A 5,303-nucleotide genomic window follows, 5' to 3' on the forward strand; every position below is an offset into this window, starting at 1 on the left:
AGGCGGCACGGCCGCCATGTGCTACACCTTCAAGTCGCTGAAGAACAACCGCTTGCTCAATGCCGGCGACACGATCGCGCTGGGCGTGCCGATCTTCACGCCCTACCTGGAGATGCCCCACCTGGAGGACTACGACCTCCAGATCGTGACGATCCATGCGCCACAAGAGAACCGGTTCCAGTTCACCGATGCGGAACTCGACAAGCTGCTCGATCCGAAGATCAAGGCCTTCTTCGTCGTGAACCCCGGCAACCCCTCGGCCATGGCGGTCTCGGACGAGGTGATCGCCAAGATCGGCAAGATCCTTGAAAAGCGGCCCGACCTGCTCTTGCTGACCGACGATGTGTACGGCACGTTCGTGCCGGGATTCCGTTCGCTGCTCGGCGCCTATCCGCGCAACACCATCGGCGTGTATTCGTACAGCAAGTACTTTGGCTGCACCGGTTGGCGCCTTGGCGTGATCGCGGTGCACGAGGACAACATCTTCGACGAGAAGATCGCCGCCCACGACGCCACCACGCTTGAAAAGCTCGACAAGCGCTACGGCACGCTGACTCCCCATCCGCGCGAGATCAAGTTCATCGACCGCATCGTCGCCGACAGCCGTGACGTGGCCCTCAATCACACCGCCGGCCTGTCGTTGCCCCAGCAGGTGATGATGTCCCTGTTCTCGCTGTACGAGCTGATGGACGAGGCCAAGGCCTATCAGAAGGCCTGCATGAACATCTGCCACCGCCGGGCCGAGGCGACGCTCAGCGGCCTGGGCATCGAGGTGCAACCCAATCCCAAGTTCGACTACTACTACGGCCTGATCGACCTGGAATTCTGGCTGCGCAAGTACGGCAGCGAAGAGCTGGTGCAATGGGTCAAGGCCAACGTCCACCCGCTGGACATCGTCTTTCGCCTGGCCGAAGACCACGGCATCGTGCTGCTCAACGGCGGCGGCTTCGAAGCCCCGGACTGGTCCGCCCGCATCTCCTTCGCCAACCTGGACGAAGAGGTCTACGAGCAGATCGGCCGCGCAGTGCGGGCCGTGGCGCGCAACTACGTCGAGGCATTCCAGCGGACACCGGAAGGCGCCGGGTCCAAGAGCATGAAGCCCTAACCCGGACGCAGATTGCGCCACGTCCGGCGGCTTGCAATGTGCTCGCTTGCATCGGGCGTTGGCATGGCGCCTGCCGTCTGGGCGAACTCGGTGCCGCCGTTGGCGGATGCAGCTGCAGTCGCGTCGCAGGCGAGCGCAACGGATCAGAAGACCGTTCGCCTGTTCGACCCTCAAGACGGCCGCTTCGACATGAGCGACTTTCTTGCGCACCAGAAGGGCTTCCTGCCGGTGCCGATTGTCGTGACGGAGCCTGCCGTTGGCTTGGGCGGCGGCCTCGCGGCCATGTTCCTGCGGCCAAGAACGGAAGATGCGGCCGAGGGATGGTCCCGACCCGACATCTCGGGCTTGGGCGCCTTCGCCACAGAGAACGGCACCAAAGGAACGTTTGCCGGCGACTCGAGCCGTTGGATGGGCGGGCGCCTGCGCACAATGGTCGGCGCGGCGGCCGGGCAGGTCAACATCGACTTCTATGGCCAGCGCGCCGGCACGGTCGAGGATCAGAAGGTGCGCTACTCACTGCAGTTCACCGGTGCCGTCGCGCAGGTCAATTGGCAACTGGCGCCCAAGTCCCCTTGGGCCATCGGGCTTCGGTACGTGTACGGCGACGTCGATCCGACGCTGCGTGAAGAACCGCTCTTACCTTCGCTGGCCGAACGGACGCGCGTGACTATTTCTGCGCCCACCGCAATCCTCGAATACGACACTCGCGACAACGTCTTCACGCCCACGAAGGGGATCTATGCCGAGACCTCCTGGGCCGCATCCCGCGAGGCGCTGGGCGCATCCGGCGAGTTCGAACGCTTTCAGCAATTGCTGATGGGTTGGCATCCGCTCTCGCGAGACATCTTGATCGGCGCACGCGCCAGTTACGCCTGGGCGTCGGAGGACACGCCATTCTTTCTTCTGCCCTACGTGTTCCTGCGCGGCGTGCCCGCCATGCGCTATCAGGGTGAAGAAGTCGCCAGCCTCGAGATGGAGGGACGCTGGCGCTTCGCGGGCCGTTGGAGCGCCGTGGCCTTTGCCGGCTTCGGCGCCACGCACAGCCGCGACAGGTTCGCCTCTTCCCAGAACGTCGCCAGTGGCGGCTTTGGCATTCGGTACACGCTCGCGCGCAAGTTCGGACTGGACGTCGGCCTGGACGTGGCCCACAGCCCCGGAACCGATGCGGTGTACCTGGTCGTTGGCAGCGGCTGGTTCAGGCCGTGACGAGCATTGATCCAACCTAAGTAGGATTTGCACTGCCTGGCATTGCATGTAGTTTTCTGGCTCCCACGATGCGGTCGAGTCTGTCGGCTGCGAACAACTGAAAGAGTTCAGCGCAATGAAGACTTCGCATGGCCTGCCCGCCCTTGTCCTGCTTGCCCTCGTGGGCGGATGCGCGACCAGTTCCGCTCCAGCCACCGCGACCGGGGCACCGTCGCAGATCGCGTCGGCACAGGTGCTCAAGCTTGGCTATCGCGAGGATGCCCGCCCCTTTTCCTTCAAGGGCGCCGACGGCTCGGCCTCGGGCTATTCGGTCGAACTGTGCAGGCGCGTGGCCGCCTCGCTGAAGACTCAGCTGCAGCTGACTCAGCTGAACATTCAGTGGGTGCCGGTGACTGCCGCTAATCGCATACAGGCCGTCAAAGACGGCCGTGTCGACATCGAATGCGGCAGCACGTCGAGAACGCTCGCACGCGAGCAGCAGGTTGACTTCAGCAACGCCATCTGGGTCGAAAGCTCTTCGTTCATCGCCACGGTGTCGTCGGGGATGACCAAGGTGGCTGACCTGAATCGCAAGCGTGTTGGCGTCATTCCCGGCACCACCACCGAACAGGTCCTGCAGCGGCTATCCGCGCGTGGCATAGAACCCGTCTACGTGACGATGGCAACGCACACGGAAGGCATCGCCGCCGTGCGGGCCGGCAGCATCGACGCTTATGCCACCGACCGGCTCATCCTGGCTGGCGAGGCGACGTCCGGCGCATCGTCCGGCCCGCCATTGCGTCTGGCTGCCGACGACTTCTCGCTGGAGACCTACGGCCTCATGATGCGCCGCGATGCCGACCTGCGCCTGATGGTCAACCGTGCGCTCGCGCAGACCTACCGCAGCGGCGACATCGTCCAGATCTTCCGTGATGCCTTTTCCCCGGCACTCCCCTCGCCATTGCTGGAGGCCACTTACGTACTTGGCGCACTGCCAGAGTAGTCGTTGCCAGTCGGCAACGTGTCGAACAAGGATGCAGGAGACAAGCAAATGACTCAGTCCACCGCGACCAACACCCCCGACAGCGCGCCGCTCTCTGACTTTCTCAGTGCGGCGGAATCACGGCGCGAACGCTGGAGCAGGCTGCAGGTCGTCGCGCAGTCGCAGCTGCGGCCTGGCGGAAACAAGGAGCAGCTGGCTGCGCAGGTCGAGACACTGCTGGGCCAGCTGGAGCCGCTGGAGGGCTTCTGGGCCTACCCCGGCACGCACTTGATGCGGCAGCTGCGCAAGCTGCTTTCCGAAGGTGACCTGGAAGCCTTCGCCAATGGTGTCAGCCGGATCAAGCTGGCCATCTTCTCCGGCGCCTACCGCCGCGACGCCACGGCCTGGAACATTGAGGCCGACGCAGAGGGCGACGTGAGCGAGCGCATTCCGCCCGGGCTGGTGGCCGACCATGTGAGCCGGCCCTACTTCGAAGTGCTGACCGTGTCGCTCGAGGCCACGCGCGATGCCGATCTGCAGCGCGAGGTGCGCAAGCTGCGCCGCCCCGAGGACAGCTTCACCTACGAGTTGGTGCAGAGCTTCAGCTTCGAGGACGCGGTGGTGGCGACGATCGTCAACACCAACTTGCAGGCCGTTGTCATCTACGACGGTTTTCGCTTCCGGTCACGTCACGACATGCCGGCGGTGCGCGAGTTGGCCAAGCGCTTCGGCAACATCCAGGAAGACGGCCTCCAGCACGACAACGGCCTTCTGCTGGCCAGCGCGCTCAAGCAGATCAGGCCGGAGATCGACATCTACCTCGTGACCGAGCGCGGCCTGGAGGAAACCGCCACCAGCATGCAGGCGGCGTCGGTGCGGCGCGTGTTCTACGAGGTGGAAGAACTCATGGAGATTCACCTGAGCATCCTCGGCGGCGTGGCCGAGCGATTCCGCACGCCCTTCTTCGACAATCTCAAGAAGTACGCTGCCCGCCCGATCGGCACCTTCCATGCGCTGCCCGTGGCCCGCGGCAAATCGATCTTCAAGTCCAACTGGATACGGGACATGGGCCAGTTCTATGGCGCCAACCTGTTCCTGGCGGAGTCGTCGGCCACCACGGGCGGGCTCGACAGCCTGCTCGACCCCACCGGCAACATCAAGGAGGCGCAGGACATGACGGCCCGCGCCTTCGGTGCGAACAAGGCCTTCTTCGCCACCAACGGCACATCCACTTCCAACAAGATCGTGGTTCAGGCCCTGTGCCGGCCTGGGGACATCGTCCTGATCGACCGCAACTGCCACAAGTCGCACCACTACGGGCTCGTGCTGGCGGGCGCGCAGCCGCTGTATCTGGAAGCCTTCCCGATGGTCGAGTACTCGATGTACGGGGCCGTGCCGCTTCGCACCATCAAGCAAGCCCTGTTGTCGCTCAAGGCGGAAGGCAAGCTCGACCGCGCGCGCGTCGTCGACCTGACCAACTGCACGTTCGACGGCCACATGTACAACTGCCGCCGGGTGATGGAAGAGTGCCTGGCGATCAAGCCCGACCTGGTCTTTCTCTGGGACGAAGCCTGGTTCGCGTTCGCGCGCTTCTCGCCCTTCCATCGCCGGCGCACGGGCATGGGCGCGGCACAGGCGCTGCACGACCGGCTGCTGTCTCCGGACTACCGCAAGACGTTCGAAGAATGGAAGGAAAGCATGGGCGGAAAGGTCGGCGACGCGCTCGATCCGTCGGATGCCTCGCTGCTCGACAAGCGACTCATGCCGGACCCGGACGTTGCACGCATCCGCGTCTACCAGACCAACTCCACCCACAAGTCGATGTCGGCGCTGCGCCAGGGCTCGATGATCCTGGTGCACGACCAGGACTTCTCCGAGGTCGAGGAGCAGTTCCACGAGGCCTTCTACACCCACACCTCTACCTCGCCCAACCAGCAGATCATCGCGTCGCTCGACGTGGCGCGCAGGCAGATGGAACTGGAAGGGTACGAGCTTGTGATGGAAGCCGTCGCGCTGGCGCTGGACCTGCGC

At 64.3% G+C, this 5,303-nt stretch carries 4 protein-coding genes; all 4 read left to right on the forward strand.

The features are described 5' to 3' along the window. On the forward strand, positions 1 to 1,105 hold a 1,105-nt coding region (locus QTH91_RS22980; protein ID WP_286662498.1), incomplete at its 5' end, for a bifunctional aspartate transaminase/aspartate 4-decarboxylase. A 36-nt stretch (positions 1,106 to 1,141) separates the two neighbouring features. Then, on the forward strand, positions 1,142 to 2,311 hold the full coding sequence (locus QTH91_RS22985; protein ID WP_286662499.1) for a BamA/TamA family outer membrane protein: 1,170 nt from the start codon (positions 1,142 to 1,144) through the stop codon (positions 2,309 to 2,311). A gap of 115 nt (positions 2,312 to 2,426) precedes the next feature. After that, on the forward strand, positions 2,427 to 3,293 hold the full coding sequence (locus tag QTH91_RS22990; RefSeq protein ID WP_286662500.1) for an amino acid ABC transporter substrate-binding protein: 867 nt from the start codon (positions 2,427 to 2,429) through the stop codon (positions 3,291 to 3,293). A 48-nt stretch (positions 3,294 to 3,341) separates the two neighbouring features. Further along, positions 3,342 to 5,303 (forward strand): PLP-dependent aminotransferase family protein (locus tag QTH91_RS22995; protein WP_286662501.1); only part of this gene is annotated, 1,962 nt, incomplete at its 3' end.

It is taken from the genome of Variovorax dokdonensis, from assembly GCF_030316895.1.
Taxonomy (GTDB): domain Bacteria; phylum Pseudomonadota; class Gammaproteobacteria; order Burkholderiales; family Burkholderiaceae_C; genus Variovorax; species Variovorax dokdonensis.